Source organism: Vibrio fujianensis (genome assembly GCF_002749895.1).
Taxonomy (GTDB): Bacteria; Pseudomonadota; Gammaproteobacteria; order Enterobacterales; family Vibrionaceae; genus Vibrio; species Vibrio fujianensis.
The window spans coordinates 476,782-478,390 of record NZ_NBUS01000043.1; the positions used below are offsets into that span (position 1 = coordinate 476,782).

Sequence of the window (1,609 nt, forward strand, 5' to 3'; positions counted from 1 at the left end):
GCTCTATTTCACGAATCCCTTCCGCTTTAACGTTACCCGCTACTATACCGGAGAAAGCTTGGCGTAAATTTGCCGCCAGTACTTCAGGGCGTTGGTTGAGATGTAAGTCTAAGCTTGCCATATTGTCATGGCTTGGTTCAAAAGGTAGTTGAAATTCAGGTTCAATTTTAAGCGACCAGTTAAAACTATAAGCATCATCATGATCTCGACGGTGTTGTCGCACCAAGGGCATTGCTTCTTTCATAATACGCGCAGCTTGAGCGGGATCATCAATCACAATGGTATAGTGTTTTCTTGCCTCTTCTCCGAGCGTGGCCGCAATAAATTGATCAATAGATTGAAAGTAAGCTTCACTCTCTTTGGCACCAGTGAGAACGATAGGCATCGGCTGCTCAGTATTTTCTGGGTGCATCATTATGCCTAAAATATATAGCAGTTCTTCCGCGGTGCCTGGACCACCTGGGAAAATAATAATACCGTGTGCCATGCGTGCGAACGCTTCTAAACGTTTTTCAATATCCGGCATAATGATCAATTCATTTACGATTGGATTCGGTGGTTCAGCAGCGATAATGGAAGGCTCCGTTAAGCCTAAGTAACGTTGTTGACGGTAATGTTGTTTTGCATGACCGATTGCTGCGCCCTTCATCGGTCCTTCCATCGCTCCTGGGCCACAGCCAGTACAGATATTGAGTTCACGTAGCCCAAGTTCATGGCCAACAGCACGTGTATACTGATATTCAGTTTCATTAATGGAATGGCCGCCCCAACAAACAATTAAATTGGGTTCAATACCTGGGATTAATGCACCAGCATTACGCAAAATTCCGAATACAAGATTGGTAATGTGGCTAGCATTGGTGAGATTTAATCGTTGCTGATCCGACAAGTGCATGTTGACATAGACAATATCACGCAGTACAGCAAACAGATGTTCTTGAATGCCTTTAATGATTTGCCCATCTACAAACGCTTGTTCAGGGGGATTGGTTAGCTCAAGCTTAATCCCACGTTCACGACGTAGGACGGTAATATCAAAGTTTTTATACTGATCCAATAACTCTTTTGAGTTATCTGTATGGCTACCGGAGTTTAGTACAGCAAGACTACAATTACGATACAGTTGATAGAGATCACTGGACGCCGTTTTTTTTAGTCGTTCTACTTCAAGCTGAGACAGTAAATCCATACTGCCTGCTGGGCTAACTTGAGTGATCATCGAGACCTCCTTAACTAAGTTACCACAGACATAATCAGGGAATGAAATTGACGTGTTGCATCAAAAAGAAACCTGAATTAGCCGCGCTGTAACCGATGGAAATATTGCTATCAATCTTGTTCGCTTCCTTTGCATTGGGGAATCTTCAACCGCACAAGATGTGAGTTTAGTCACTAACTTTTGTTATCTCATGTCAGCTTTGTATGAAAAGTAGCCGAATTGGTTATTTCCATGCTAATTGATTTGGCCCATATTTTTTGACTTCTTGCAAAGAACGATAAAGACGGTCGAGCACAATTTCAGGGGTATCCGATTCTTTAAATGCAGAGGTTGCACCACTGAGAGTCATGGTAATGTGTTTATCTCTGAACTTAAATGGTAAACGAGCAA

At 42.6% G+C, this 1,609-nt stretch carries 1 protein-coding gene and 1 pseudogene; both read right to left on the minus strand.

Annotated elements, in window-relative coordinates; genetic code table 11:
- Window positions 1–1,219 (minus strand): nucleotide 5'-monophosphate nucleosidase PpnN (gene ppnN / locus B7C60_RS13020; protein ID WP_245869375.1); only part of this gene is annotated, 1,219 nt, incomplete at its 3' end.
- 223 nt (window positions 1,220–1,442) lie between these two features.
- Window positions 1,443–1,609, minus strand: a pseudogene (locus tag B7C60_RS19255) (GGDEF domain-containing protein); the annotation flags it as partial.